Consider the following 841-nt stretch of genomic DNA (forward strand, 5'->3'; position numbering starts at 1 on the left):
CCGCCGTACAGCTCCGGCATCCGGTACTCGAAGTGGGTGGCGGCGTCCAGAGGGACGGCCGCCGTCGCGTGGGGACGCTTCGTGGCCAGGCGCTGTTCCTGCGAGGTGTCGTTCGTGAGTCAGGGCACCTGGGCCCACGTGCGCGTCAGCGGTCAGCCGAAATGGTCGCGCCTCGTCGGCGGACAGAGCGATTCGGGAGCGGTCGCCGTGCGGGCCGAGGACAACGTGGCCGGGCGTTCTGGCAGGGGCATTGCAGACCCTCCATCAGATTTCCCTTTGAAATCTCCATGAGCACGTTAGTGACGAGCTGTGGACATGGGCAACAGTGGCACGAGGATGACAGCAATCCGACAGGTGACCCCGTCAACTCCCGCTCTTGGGGCGGAAATTGACGCCGGCGACAACCACACGACCGACCCGGACTACCCCTGCCGGCTGTCGACGGCCCGGGGTCCGACCGGAGCGGGCCGGGTCCACGGGATCAGTGCCGGAACGCGGGCTCGGTAGGCGTCGTAGGACGCTCCGAACCGCCCGGCCATCATCCCGTCCTCTATGCGCACCCGGCGCAGCAGCCACGGCACAGCCACCGCCAGGAACACGATCCACACGCCGAAGCCGCAGGCCAGCATCCCGCCGAGGACCAGGCCGAGGAGCCCGGTGTAGATGGGGTGCCGCACTATTCGGTACGGGCCCTCGGTGCGCAGTTCGTGGTGTTCGTGGACGAGCGGGATGCTGGCCCACATGGCGCCCAGCACCCAACGGGCCCACAGCAGCAGCGCGGTGGAGGCGACGGCGAGCAGGGCGCCCAGGATCGCGAGCTCGGGCTGCCAGTACTGGAGGT

1 protein-coding gene is annotated in these 841 nt (G+C 68.8%); it reads right to left on the minus strand.

Annotation, left to right across the window (positions count from 1 at the left end):
* Nucleotides 1-422: 422 nt before the first annotated feature.
* Nucleotides 423-841: methyltransferase family protein (locus ACNFOC_RS54750; RefSeq protein WP_416966364.1), on the minus strand; the 419-nt coding region annotated here is incomplete at its 5' end.

It is taken from the genome of Streptomyces colwelliae, assembly GCF_048158785.1.
In the GTDB taxonomy this organism is placed as follows: Bacteria; Actinomycetota; Actinomycetes; order Streptomycetales; family Streptomycetaceae; genus Streptomyces.